Origin of the sequence: Parahoeflea olei, assembly GCF_001703635.1 — a bacterium.
In the GTDB taxonomy this organism is placed as follows: domain Bacteria; phylum Pseudomonadota; class Alphaproteobacteria; order Rhizobiales; family Rhizobiaceae; genus Hoeflea; species Hoeflea olei.
The window spans coordinates 72,401-84,251 of record NZ_LQZT01000007.1 but is presented as its reverse complement, the minus strand read 5'-3'; the positions used below and the strand labels follow the sequence as shown (position 1 = coordinate 84,251).

Below are 11,851 nucleotides of genomic sequence, written 5' to 3'. Positions count from 1 at the left end.
CCGCCCAGTCCTCCATGGCGAGCTTCAGCTTGTCGCGCGCCTCGCGCGGGCGCTCCGGATCGAAGCTCTCCTCGTCGATCGCCGAGTGATGNNCACATGCTGACCTCCCAGGACGTCGCGGAAAATCGCGGCCGTCTGGTCGATCACGGACGTGAAGGGGATCGCGTAGATGATGCGGCGATGTCCGTGACGCCGCGCGTGATCGAGCGCGAAGCCGAGCGAGGCGAGCGTCTTGCCGCCGCCGGTCGGCACCGTCAGCGTGAACAGGCCCGGCCTGTCGCCGGCCCTGCCGCGCACATGCGAGAGCACGTCGGCGCGCAGGCGGTTCAGGGACGAATCGCCTGGTCCCATGCCTGCCATGTGCGCATCGAACCTTTCGAGGAACACGGGCAGCAGATCCTGCAGGCTTTGCCAGTGGCGATCGGCCTGGCGGTCTTCCAGCTGGGTGTAAAAGGCTTCCGTATCCTTGAAGTCGGCATCGACCAGGCAGGAAAAGACCATCCGCGCCATCACGGAAAACTGGAAGGCGGCCTTGTCCCGATCCGGGCCGAAGCTTGCGGCGAAACCCGGAACCAGCCCGGTTGCATCGATCTCCAGGTCCTGCCGCCACTGCGGGTCGAGCCGGTCGGCGAATTCCGCGAACCGGCGATCGACACAGGCCCGGGTCTCGTTCAGCCGGTCCGGCAGGCCGGCGTGGTGGCCCAGGATTGCATAGGCCGCGAGTTCGGCCATGCCCCGGTCGCGGCCTGTCGCAAGCTCCAGCAGCTTGACGGCGCCGGCGGTCGAGTGATCGACGCCAATCTGTGCGCCTGCCAGCCGCTTCTGGAAATCGGGGTCGAATTTGCCGAGATCATGGAACAGGCCGGCGAGGTAGGCGATTTTCTCGAGGCCGAACGGTGCCGCCATCTCCGCGGCAAGCCGGGCGACATTCTCGAGATGCTCGCGCAGCAATTGCCAATCGGACCGGTCTGCCCGTGTGCCGGAGTGTGCATGGAACGCCATCAGTGCATTGCCTCCAAGTCGGCGCACTGTGTACTGCTGGTTGCGGAAATGCAATATGCCCGCTATGCGACATTTTTTGCCTGACCCGTCGCGGGATCAGCGGCCGCCGGGCGGTCTGCCGCGATGCTGCCGCAAACCCGACAGGGAGCGGTCCCGGGGTGGGCCGCGACTGCAGGCGGTGCGCCGGGCTTGTGCGCGCGAACCAGTCCGGGCCGACAGCGGCCCGGACCGGATCCATGATGGATCGCAGCAGGTAGTGCCTCAGCGGATGAACTGGTCCACGTAGTCGGCGCCCAGGCCCACCTCCTCGTAGTGCTTCCGGCAGAGGTCGATCTTGGTGAAGACGTCCTCGAAGCCCATGGTCTTGCCGTAGGGGTCGACATAGAGCATCACCCCGTTGACCTGGAAATAGGTGATCATCTCCTCGACGCCTTCCGGCACCACCAGCGTATGGGTCTCGCCCGGCGCCTCGTAGACATAGCTGCCTTCCTCGGCCATCCAGTCGTGCTCGAGATAGTGCCAGCGCCCCTTGAGCACCCAGCCGTGCACGGCCTGTGGATGGCGATGGCGCGACAGCAGCCCCGATTTCCGGACCTTGAGAAGGTTCATCCAGTAGCCTTGCGAGCGGTTGAGGCAGAGCGGACGGAACCAGACATTCTCGGCCTGCGGCACCCAGATCCGCTCATCGGTGGGGATCGCATTGGGGATGACGATTTCGGGCAGCGCGTCCTTGGGGAAGGGAAGCCGATAGGGCATCCGGGCATCGCTGTCGTTCTTTTCAACGGGCATTTTTCATCTCCTCACATTGCTGAATAGCCGCCATCGACCGGATAGACGCTGCCGGTGACGAACGAAGCCTGGTCCGACAGCAGCCATGCCACCAGCGCGCCGACCTCGGACGGCTTGCCCCAGCGTCCCTGCGGCGTACGCGCCAGGATCGGCCTGTTGCGGTCGGGGTCGGCGCGCAGCGCCGTGGTCATCTCGGTCTCGATCCAGCCCGGCGCGATCGCGTTGACGCGAATGCCGTCCGCGGCCCATTTGCCGGCCAGAGCCTTGGTCAGTTGCGCCACGCCGCCCTTGGAGGCGGAATAGGCCGGCACCAGCGGCCCGCCGAAGAAACTCAGCATCGAGGCGGTGTTGACGATGGCGCCGCCGTTCTGCCTGAGCAGCGGATGGGCGCAGACGCAGGCGCGCATGGTGCCGTTGAGATTGATGTCGATCACCTTCTCGAAGGTAGCGATGTCGTATTCGCCGCCGCGATCGAGAATGCCGGCACAGTTGACCAGCCCGTCCAGCCGCTCCAGCCCGGCGAAGAAGGCCTGCACCGCGCCGGTGTCGCGCACATCGAGCACGGAGGCCTGCGCCTGCGGGTGGCTGGCCCGGAAGCCTCCAACCTCGTCATCGCCGACGCCGGTGCAATGCACGCTCCATCCGGCCTCAACCAGTGCCTCTGCAACCCCGGCGCCGATGCCGCGCGTGCCGCCAATGACAACAGCCTGCCTCATGATCATTCCTCGTTCAGAAAGGCTTCGACCGCGGCCGCCCGGGGGATCGGGGCCACCGCGCCATAGCCCTGGGTGGACAAAGCGGCCGCCGCATTGGCGTAGCGGGCCGCGGCAAACGGGTCGTCGCCGGCGACCAGCCGCGCCAGGAATGCCCCGTCGAAGGTGTCGCCGGCGGCGGTGGCGTCCACCGCCTTGACCCGGCGGCCGCGGATACGGCGGCGCTCATCGGCGGTTGCGACCAGCGTGCCCTCTTCCCCGAGCGTGAGCGCGACGATGCCCGCCCCCAGACGCAGGTAGAAATCGGCGATGTCGTCCGGCGTTGCGAGGCCGGTCAGCTGGCGCGCGTCATCGAGCCCGGGCAGGGCGATGTCGCATTGCGCCATGGCGGCGTGGATCACGGCGCGGGCGCGTGCCAGCGGCCAGAGCTTGAGCCTGAGATTGGTGTCGTAGGAGACCTTGCCGCCGGCCGAGCGGACGGTTTCGATGGCCGCGAACACCGTATCGGCGGCGGTTGCGGAAATGCCCTGGCTGATTCCCGACACATGCAGGATCCGGGTTGCGGCGAGTGCATCGCGCGGCAGGTCCTCGGGCGCCATCCGGCTGCTGGCCGATCCCGCCCGCATGTAGCTGAACTCGTGCCCGTTCGGGCCATGGGTGACGAAATAGACGCCGGTATGGGCGTCCGTGACCTGCCTGACCGTCGAGGTATCGATGCCTTCGCCCTGCCACAGCTCCATGAAGGAATTGCCGAAGGTGTCGGCGCCGATATGGGTGAGATAGCCGACGCGGGCGCCCTGGCGTGCGGCCGAGATCGCGCAGTTCGACGTATCCCCGCCATGGCCCGGAAGATAGCTGCCGCCGGGCTGCTGGTTAAACTCGAGCATCGGTTCGCCGAGGCAGAGTATGTCGGTGGTCATGGTCGTCCTCTTGTGGTGCGGACCCGCAGGCTGTCGCGACAGCCTGCGGGCAAGCGATTGGTTTCAGATGCGGCCGTACTTGGCGAGCCCTTCCCGGAGCGAACCGGAAGCGATGATCAGCCGGGCCTGCTCGGCCTCGCGCTGGTCGATCTCGCGCGCCAGCGCCAGGATCTCTTCGGCCTTGTCGCGCGGCACGCGGACCACGCCATCGATGTCGCCGACCATGATGTCGCCGGGCTTGACGATGACTTCACCGATGGCGACCTCGACATTGGAGGCCAGGGTGCGAATCCGGCCGAGCGTGGTGCCGGGCGAGACGCAGCGCGAATAGACCGGGAAATCATAGTCGCGGCGGATCTCGACGATGTCGCGCAACCCGCCGTCGAGCACGGCGGCCTCATGCTTGTTGGCGACGGCGCCGGCGGTCATCAGTCCGCCCCACACCGCCACATCGGTGGTGCCGTTGGTCGAGATGACGATCACCGAGCCGGCTTCGGCCTCGTCGATGGCGTCGATGGCGTGCTGCGGCGGAAGGAATTCGGCCGTCGGGCCTTCGAGGATCGTGACCGCCGGGCCGACGATCTTGCGGTCGTTGATGCGCGGCTTGAACGCCTCGGGCAGAAATCCGGTCTTTCCGGTGACCTTGTCGACCGCGTCGGCGACCGATGCGGTTGCGGCTTCGCGGAAACCTGCGATGAGTTCATCAAGTGTCATGTCTTCTTCCTTCAGAAGCTTGGGTTGAAACGGCTATTGCCTGGAAGTGCGGACGCGATGGCGAGCCTGCAGGCCGTGGAGCGGCGCCCGGGGCCTCTCCCGCTGACGGGGGTGAGGCGAGGCGGCGGCTCACCATCTGTTCACCCAGTTCCTGGGTGGTTCGCCGGAGAGAACCCGGCTGATCTCGGTCGCGGCATTGCGCTGCAGCACGGCAACCGACCTTTCCGAATACCAGGCCGTGTGGTCCGACAGCACGGTGTTGGGCGTGCGCAGCAAGGGGTGGTCGGGGCGCACCGGCTCCTCCTCGAACACGTCGATGCCGGCGCCGAAGATGCGGCCTTCGGCAAGCGCCTCGGCGAGGGCGGGTTCGTCGACGAGCCCGCCGCGCGAGACATTGACGACGATGGTCGTGGGCTTCATCAGCGCGAACAGCCTGGCGCCGAGAATGCGGTGCGTCTGGGGCGTCAGTGGCGCATGCACGCTGACCACGTCCGCGAGCCGGCACAAGGTCTCGAGTTCTGTGAGCTCCAGCCCTTCGGCTGCGGCCTTGTCGGCATCGAGATAGGGATCGAACACCAGGACCCGGGCAAATCCGAGCGCGCGGAACTTGCGGGCCGTCGCCAGGCCGATGCGCCCGCAGCCGATCAGGCCCAGCACGGCGTTCTCGCGGCTTGGCACCGGTGCCGACTGGCCGATCCCCCATTGCCCGGCGCGCACCTCCCGGTCGCGGCCGGGAATGCGGCGCTGGACCGCGAGATAGAGCGCAAGCGCGTGTTCGCTGACTTCGGTCTCTGCGCCGTAGTCGGGCACATTGGCCACATAGATGCGCCGCTTCGCAGCCGCGTCGAGATCGATATTGTCGATGCCGACGCCGTAGCGCACGATCACCTTGAGCTCGGGGCAGGCCTCCATCAGGCCGGAGGTCACGGTGCGTTCGCGCACCATGACCCCCAGCGGATTGATGGCCTTCAGGGCAGAGGCCGCGTCCTCAAGCGGAGCGACCGGAACCACGTTCAGGCCATGCCCGGACAGCACCGATTTCTCGATGCCGTAGTCCGCATAACCCGGTTCCAGAACAGCAACGGCATTCGCCATGACGCGGCCTCTTCGTCTCGGTTACTTGAAGGAGTCGCGGTAGGCGGCGACCGCCGCGTCGAGCTTGTCGGGCCATTCCGCACCGACTTCGCCGACCACGAATTCGCGCACCGCCGGCTGTGCGGCTTCGCGGAACATGGCCTTCTGCTCCGGGCTGACCGGGACGACTTCCATGCCCTTTTCGCTCAGGATGGCGCTCGCATTGGCGTCCTGGGCCGCGGTCATGCCGCGGTGGATCACCTTGGCGATCTCGACGCACTGGTTCACCGCGGTCTTCTCGCCATCGGTCAGGCCTTCGTAGAAGGCGTCCGACATCAGGTAGGCGTGCCAGCTGAAGACATGGCCGTCGAGCGTGACGTATTTCTGGTTCTGGTAGAGCGAGGCGTTGACGATGTTGGTCACGCCGTTCTCCTGGCCGTCGACCACGCCCTGCTGCAGCGCGCCGGGCAGTTCCGGCCATGGCACGGGGGTGGCCGAGGCGCCGAGGCTTTCCACGAGCGTGACCCAGACCGGCGCCGACATCACCCGCAGCTTCAGGCCTTGCATGTCCTTGGGTTCGGCGACCCGGCGCACATTGTTGGTGAAGTTGCGCACGCCGTTGTCGGCGACGCCGAACATGCGGATGCCGGTCTTGGCCAGCATGTCCTCGGCCATTTCCTTGCCGAACTCGCCGTCCATCACCGCCCAGGCCATGGCCTGGTCGTCGAACAGATAGGGCAGGGCGAGCGCCGAGAACGGCTTGTAGGTGGCCGAAATCGGGCCGTCATGCACGACCGCCATCTGGATCGTGCCGAGTTCGAGGCCTTCCATCACCTCGTTGTCGCCGGCCAGCTGTCCGGCGGGATAGATCTGGACGTCGATCGAGCCGGCGGTCTTGCCCTCGACGCAGCTTTCGAAGGCGAGCGCGGCCGCATGCTTTGGCGAACTGAGGTCGGCGGACTGGAAGTGGGCGTATTTGAGTTCCTTGGCCGAAGCCGCGGAGGCGGTGGCAAGCACGGCGATCGCCGCCGTCGCCGCCAGGCATTTTGACATGGATTTCATAAAGTTCCTCCTTCTCATGTCAGTTGGCAAATCCAAAAAGGTTGGGGACGAACGTGCTGACGCCGGGCACCAGGATGACCATGAGCAGCACGAGAAGTTCTGCCAGCAGCAGCGGCAGAACAGCCTTGGAAAGCGCTTCGAGGCGCAGCCGTCCGACTGCGGAAATGACGAAGAGGACGGGCCCGACCGGCGGCGTGATCATGCCGATGGTCAGGTTGAGAACCAGCATCATGCCGAACTGCAGCGGATCGACGCCGGCCGAATAGGCGATCGGGCCGAGGATCGGCGTGAGGATGATCAGGGCCGGCAGCGTGTCGATGAAGAAGCCGCAGATCAGCGCGAAGCCGGCAAGGATGAAAAGCGTGCCGAGCCGGCTGTCGGTGATGGTGGAGATCGCCGCGGCAAGCTGCTGCGGGATCTGCAGATAGGTCAAGAGCCAGGCGAAGATCGATGCCAGCGCCACGATCAGGAACACCGACGAGGTGACCACGGCGGCGCGAACGAACGCGGCATAGACGCCGCGGAAGGTGAAGGAGCGCAGCACCAGCCCGAGGAGCAGCGCATAGGCGGAAGCCACCGCGCCAGCCTCTGTCGGGGTAAAGATGCCGAGCAGGATGCCGCCGAGGATGATGGCCGGCATGATGATCGCCGGCAGCGCCGCAAGCGTGGTGTCCGCCAGTTCCTTCATGCTCGCCCGGTCCTCGCGGCCGCGATAGCCGTTCCGGATGGAAATGACGTGGTTGGCGACGGCGAGCGACAGCCCCAGCAGGATGCCCGGCACGATGCCTGCCAGGAACAGGCCGGCCACGGTCACGCCGCTGGTCGAGATGGCGAAGATGACGGCAAGGATCGAGGGCGGAATGATCGGCCCGATGGTCGCGGTCGCGGCCGAAAGCGCGCCCGCATAGTTCTTGTCGTAGCCCGCCTCGCGCATCATCCGCATGACGATCGCGGAGGGGCCCGCGGCATCGGCCAGCGCCGAGCCGCTGATGCCCGCAAACAGCATCGAGACCAGGATGTTGACGTGGCCGAGCCCGCCGCGCAGGTGCCCGACCAGCGCATTGGCGAAGCTCAGCAGCGAGCGCGTCAGACCGCAGGCGGTCATCAGTTCCGAAGCGAGAATGAAGAACGGCACGGCCATCAACGGAAAGCTGTCGATGCCGGCGAACATGCGTTGCGTGGCGACCAGCGGATTGAGCGAACCGTCGAGGAAGACGGCGACCATTCCGGCGATGCCCATGGTGAAGGCGACCGGCACGCCGAGGATCAGGGTGGCGAAAAACAGGATGATCAGCGTCTTCGCCATGGCTCAGGCCTCCGTGTCCGTTGCGCGCCCGGATGCGACGCCTGCGTCGAGGTCGCTGCCGTCGACGTCGAAATCCTCGGCCACGAAGCGCCGTGCGAAGAACAGGAGCTGAACCAGGAACAGGCCGCAGCCGATGGGAATCGACAGATAGGGAATGCCGCGCGACATGCCGGTCGACATCGTCTGCTTGCTCCAGCCGAACTCGACGAAGCGGATGCCGAGCCACATCATGGTCGCCATGAAGGCGAACATGATGGCGACGATGATCCAGCGGATCGGCCGGGCCAGTGCCGCGGGCACCATGTCGACGACGGCGACGATCGCGACCAGGCGTCCTTCCCGCAGGGCGAGGCCCGCGCCGGCGAAGGCGCCGAGGATCATCAGGTGCCGCGCCGCTTCCTCGACCCAAGCATAGGAATGCGAGAATCCGTAGCGTCCGACGACATTCATGAAGACGATTGCGAACACGATCGCGAGCACCGCAGCCACCAGAATGCGGTTCATCTCGACGATCACGGCTTCCATGCGACGCAAGTTCAATGCGGCCTACCTCCCAATGGCGCGCAAACTGGCATACAGTATGCCAAGCCGTCAATCCTGTATGTTGTATGCCAGCTACATGTTTGCTAGGTGTGGGTTGTGGAGAGTGAAGCAATGAAACCATTGGAACGTCCGAAATCCCTGACCGAACTGGTCACCGGGACCATCAGGGACTGGATCGTCAGCGGCAGGCTGGATCTCGGCGAACACATCTCCGAAGTCCGGGTTGCCACCGAACTGGGCGTGAGCCGCACGCCCGTGCGCGAGGCCATGAACCGCTTGGAAATGGAGGGTTTGCTCAAGGTCGAGCCGCAGAAGGGAACCTTCGTGTTCTGCCTCGCGCCCGAAGAAGTGGCCAAGCTCTGCGACGCCCGTGTCTGTCTCGAGACCGCGGCGCTGAAGGAGGCGATTCGCACCAATTCCGGTTTGCTCCTGGAACGCTTGAGAAGCTGCACCGCGAAGATGACGATTGCCCGCGAGAACGACGATGTGTCGGGTTACCTGGCGCTCGATACCGAGTTCCACCAGCATTTCTTCGATTGTTCCGGAAACCGGTTTCTCGATGACGCCTATCAGGCGATCGCCCAGAAGATGGCCTCGCTGCGCAACCGGCTGGGGCGGCACCCCGATCACATGGCCAAATCCTTTCGCGAGCACATCGAGATCGCCGACGCGGTCGGCAAGAGTGACACGGATACGGCCCTGGCGATCCTGCGCATGCATATCGACCGCAAGGAAGGCTCCTACTGGAACGTGGCGACCAAGGACGCTGGTTGACCGCCGGGCCCTGCCGGGCCTGCATGATCTCGCCGCCACACTCTCCCCCCTTCCGCATCCGCACCGAGTGTGGTGCGCTCCGGCATTCACGTGATCGCGATTACCGCCATGCGGTCGGCGACACGGCAAACCGCGACCCGTCCGCACGCCAAACGCTCAAGACACCGAAGGTTCTCGCCTCTCGAAAGCGAATGGGTGCAGGCAACGCTCCTCGCGCCGCCTGCGCCAAGCGGCCTCATGCATCCTGTCTGCCGGCAGTACCTGCGGGGCAGCCTTTGCGGGGCGCCTAAAGCCGCAGCAGCACCGCTTCGCCCTGGCCGAAGCCGCCGCAGATCGCACAGACCGCGATGCCGCCGCCGCGTTCGCGCAACCGGTCGATCGCCTGCATCACGATGCGGATGCCGCTCGCGCCGAGCGGATGACCGATCGCGACCGAGCCGCCCCAGGCGTTGATGCGGTCGCGCAACCGGCTCGGGTCGGCCCCCAGCCGGTTCGCCATCACCGTGGCGCTGACCAGCGGCGTGGCAGCGAAGGCTTCGTTGATCTCGATCACGTCGATGTCGTGCAGGGCAAGCCGGTTGCGCTCCAGAAGCCGTGCGATGCAGGCGGCGGGGATCGAGGTGCCGCTCTGAAGGTCGCCTGCAAGCTGGACCCAGTCGACGATCTCGGCCAGCGCGCCCTTCGGCGCAGCGTCCTCGCCGCCGACGAGCACGAGACCCGCGGCGCCGTCCGAGAGGCCGGGCGCATTGCCGGCGGTGATCGTGGCCGCGCCGTTCACCGTCGGCAGCGCGGCGAGCCTGGCAAGGCTCGAGGTCTCGCGCGGTCCCTCGTCGTCCGTGACCACCGTGTCGCCGATCCGGAGCGGCACGATCTGGCCGTCGAACGCGCCGCGCCGTTTGGCGGCAAAGTATTTCTCGTGGCTTTCCAGCGCCCACTGGTCCTGCTCCGCGCGTCCCACGCCGCATTTGAGCGCCTCCTCCGAGGTGTATTGGGCGATGGTCTTTTCGCTGACGGAACCGGACAGCAGCAGCGGGTCGATCAGCTCGAGGCTGTTGATCTTGCGCTCGCTGCCGCGGTGCAACAGCACTGGCGTGTTGGAAAGGCTTTCGACGCCTATGGCGAGCGCCTTGTCTCCCTGGCCGGCGCGCAGATGGGCAGCGGCCGATGCGATCGCGGTCATGCCGGAGCAACAGGCGCGATCGACCCCCTGCGAGGGCGTCGTGTCCGGCAGGGCCGACTTGATCAGGCTCTGGCGCAGCGCCGTCAGGTGCGAGCCGCCGAGCAGCCCGGCGCCGCCATAGACGATTTCCGGCAGGATCCCGCCGTCGGGATCGCGGGCGGCGACGGCGTCGATCAGCCGGTGGCCCAGGTCGATGGAGTCGAGTTCCGCCAGCGCGCCGCGGAACTTGCCGAACGGCGTGCGCGCCATCGCCATGACATGGATGCGTCTCATGGGCGCATGAACCCCATCTCGCGGATCGCCTTCTTGTCGATCTTGCCGGTGGCCGATTTCGGCATCGGCGCAAGCCGGTGATATTCCTTTGGCGCCTTGATCTGCAGTTGCTCCTTGCAGAAGGCCTTGAGCGCCTCAAGATCGACCGTCTCGCCGGCACGCTCGCTGTAGCAGCACACCACCTTCTCGCCCCAGACCTCGTCGTCCTTGCCGACGACGACCACCTCGTTGATGCCGGCGAAGCTCGCCACCACCGCCTCGACCTCGGAGGGATAGATGTTGAAGCCGCCCGATATGATCATGTCCTTGATGCGTCCGACCAGGCGGAACAGGCCCGGCGCCTCCTCGACGCCGAGATCGCCGCTGGCGACATGGCCGTCGATGATGGTGGCGGCCGTCGCCTCGGGCTGGTTCCAGTAGCCCTGCATCGTGTGCGAGCCGGCAAGGTGAAGCTCCCCGACCTCGCCGAGCCGGGCCGGCTTGCCGTCCTTGCCGACCACGCGCATCCGCGCAAAGGCATAGGGCGTGCCGATGTAATCGGCGCGAAACCGCTCCGGCCCATGGTTTCGGAAGTCCATATAGGTGCAGGTCATCATCGCTTCGGTCTGGCCGAAATTGATGACGATGCGATTGCCGAACAGCTCTGCCGCGCGGTCAAGCTGTGCCTGGGTCACCGGCGCTGCGCCGATGCCGATCCATTTCAGCGTGCGCACGAGGAGATCGTCCTTCGCGGTGCCCTCGACGATGCGCGAAAGGGTCGTGGGCACGCAGGTGACGATGGTCACCGGGTTGGTGCGGGCATAGGCCAGCAGCCCCTCGGTGTCGCCGCCGGCAAAGACGATATTGGTCGCGCCGACCAGCAGCCCGGCATAGAGATAGCTCCAGGCGGCATGGGTGAGCGGGCCGATGAAGGCCAGCCTGTCGTCGGATCGGATGTCGCGGTCGACCAGCATGTTTAGGTAGACGAACGACCAGTTCTCATGGGAGAGCACGACCCCCTTGGGATTGCCGGTCGAACCCGAGGTGTAATTGAGCGAGCAGATGTCCTGCGCGCAGACGCGCCCGGCAAACTCAGCCTTGGCCGCGCCGAGGTCCGGCGCGAGCTCGCCGACATGCCGCAGCTGTGCTGCCGCGCCGGCGGGGATGAGGTGGCGCGTCTCGTCCTCATAAAGGATCAGCGCCGGGCTGCAGTCGGCAAGGATCTTGCCGATCTCGCTGCGCGAGGCCTTGATGTTGATCGGCACGCGGATCGCGCCCATCAGCTCGATGGCAAGCGAGGCCCAGATATAGGCGCAGGAATTGGTGCACAGCAGCGCGACCCGCTGCCCCGGCTCGACGATCCGGTCGAGCGCCGCCGCGCCTGCAAGAACCCGCGCGCGCAGCTCGCGATAGGTGATCGCCTCGCCCGAGACCACCAGCGCCGTGCGGCCGTCATGCTTGCGGGCGTTGTCGAGCAGTTCCTTTATCGAGATCATGGGGCGTCCTAAACGTGGCGGCCGGT

The 11,851-nt window shown here is 66.2% G+C and carries 12 protein-coding genes; 1 reads left to right on the top strand and 11 read right to left on the bottom strand.

Annotated elements, in window-relative coordinates:
* Positions 1 to 93 precede the first annotated feature (93 nt).
* From AWJ14_RS22735 to AWJ14_RS06840, 9 genes are all read right to left on the bottom strand, one after another.
* Positions 94 to 1,002, bottom strand: a 909-nt coding sequence (locus AWJ14_RS22735) for a CRISPR-associated endonuclease Cas3'' (RefSeq protein ID WP_245304157.1), incomplete at its 3' end; no start/stop codon positions are given.
* A 261-nt stretch (positions 1,003 to 1,263) separates the two neighbouring features.
* On the bottom strand, positions 1,264 to 1,791 hold the full coding sequence (locus tag AWJ14_RS06875; RefSeq protein WP_066176716.1) for a 2,4'-dihydroxyacetophenone dioxygenase family protein: 528 nt from the start codon (positions 1,789 to 1,791) through the stop codon (positions 1,264 to 1,266).
* 11 nt (positions 1,792 to 1,802) lie between these two features.
* Positions 1,803 to 2,507, bottom strand: a complete 705-nt coding sequence (locus AWJ14_RS06870; RefSeq protein ID WP_066176797.1) for an SDR family NAD(P)-dependent oxidoreductase — start codon at positions 2,505 to 2,507, stop codon at positions 1,803 to 1,805.
* A gap of 2 nt (positions 2,508 to 2,509) precedes the next feature.
* Complete coding sequence (locus AWJ14_RS06865) at positions 2,510 to 3,424, bottom strand: sugar kinase (protein ID WP_066176714.1); 915 nt, start codon at positions 3,422 to 3,424, stop codon at positions 2,510 to 2,512.
* Positions 3,425 to 3,487: 63 nt separating this feature from the next.
* Positions 3,488 to 4,138 (bottom strand): RraA family protein, encoded by a 651-nt coding sequence (locus AWJ14_RS06860; RefSeq protein ID WP_066176712.1) that lies wholly within the window; start codon positions 4,136 to 4,138, stop codon positions 3,488 to 3,490.
* A 129-nt stretch (positions 4,139 to 4,267) separates the two neighbouring features.
* Positions 4,268 to 5,233 (bottom strand): C-terminal binding protein, encoded by a 966-nt coding sequence (locus AWJ14_RS06855; RefSeq protein ID WP_066176710.1) that lies wholly within the window; start codon positions 5,231 to 5,233, stop codon positions 4,268 to 4,270.
* 21 nt (positions 5,234 to 5,254) lie between these two features.
* Positions 5,255 to 6,274 (bottom strand): DctP family TRAP transporter solute-binding subunit, encoded by a 1,020-nt coding sequence (locus AWJ14_RS06850; protein WP_066176709.1) that lies wholly within the window; start codon positions 6,272 to 6,274, stop codon positions 5,255 to 5,257.
* Positions 6,275 to 6,293: 19 nt separating this feature from the next.
* Complete coding sequence (locus tag AWJ14_RS06845; protein ID WP_066176708.1) at positions 6,294 to 7,580, bottom strand: TRAP transporter large permease; 1,287 nt, start codon at positions 7,578 to 7,580, stop codon at positions 6,294 to 6,296.
* 3 nt (positions 7,581 to 7,583) lie between these two features.
* Entirely contained in the window at positions 7,584 to 8,120 is a 537-nt protein-coding gene (locus AWJ14_RS06840) for a TRAP transporter small permease (protein WP_139112557.1), read from the bottom strand.
* 114 nt (positions 8,121 to 8,234) lie between these two features.
* Between AWJ14_RS06840 and AWJ14_RS06835 the strand changes: the two genes are divergently transcribed.
* Positions 8,235 to 8,897 (top strand): GntR family transcriptional regulator, encoded by a 663-nt coding sequence (locus AWJ14_RS06835; protein ID WP_066176704.1) that lies wholly within the window; start codon positions 8,235 to 8,237, stop codon positions 8,895 to 8,897.
* 286 nt (positions 8,898 to 9,183) lie between these two features.
* Here AWJ14_RS06835 and AWJ14_RS06830 read toward each other — a convergent pair whose 3' ends face one another.
* On the bottom strand, positions 9,184 to 10,350 hold the full coding sequence (locus AWJ14_RS06830; protein ID WP_083220109.1) for a thiolase family protein: 1,167 nt from the start codon (positions 10,348 to 10,350) through the stop codon (positions 9,184 to 9,186).
* Positions 10,347 to 11,825 (bottom strand): class I adenylate-forming enzyme family protein, encoded by a 1,479-nt coding sequence (locus tag AWJ14_RS06825; RefSeq protein ID WP_066176699.1) that lies wholly within the window; start codon positions 11,823 to 11,825, stop codon positions 10,347 to 10,349. The genes AWJ14_RS06830 and AWJ14_RS06825 overlap by 4 nt, the downstream gene beginning before the upstream one ends.
* Positions 11,826 to 11,851 lie beyond the last annotated feature (26 nt).